The organism is Dietzia sp. B44 (genome assembly GCF_014145245.1).
Classification (GTDB): domain Bacteria; phylum Actinomycetota; class Actinomycetes; order Mycobacteriales; family Mycobacteriaceae; genus Dietzia; species Dietzia natronolimnaea.
In genome coordinates, this window is record NZ_JAALEF010000276.1 from 1 (window position 1) to 418 (window position 418).

At 73.2% G+C, this 418-nt stretch carries 1 protein-coding gene; it reads right to left on the bottom strand.

The window, feature by feature from the left end; all coding sequences use genetic code 11:
- Positions 1 to 418, bottom strand: a 418-nt coding sequence (locus G6017_RS09735) for a PspC domain-containing protein (RefSeq protein ID WP_241731454.1), incomplete at both ends; no start/stop codon positions are given.

Consider the following 418-nt stretch of genomic DNA (forward strand, 5'->3'; position numbering starts at 1 on the left):
GAGCCCGGTTCCTGCGACGCCTCGGCGGTGCGGCCGGTGCCGGTCCGCGTCGACCGTGGTCGCACGGCCGACACCTCGGACCACCCGGTGGGTGGCACGGGGGTGCGGCGGTGCAGGCCGTACCACCCGGCGAGCATGGCGACGCCCATGAGGAACCCCGCCCCCACCACGAGGCTCTCCCCGGAACCGCCGAAGGTGGGTGCGCTGAGCAGGACGACGACGACGAGGACCGCGGCCGTGATCCTGGAACCGGATGCCCGGCCCTTCCCGATCAGCGCCTCCCCCTTGGAGACCTCGTCTCCGGCGGAGCGCAGGAGCAGCCACAACAGTGCGTACAGGAACACCCCGGCCCCGCCCCAGAGAGCGGCGATGACGAAGGCGATGCGGAAGAGGACGGGGTCCACCCCGTAGCGGCGGA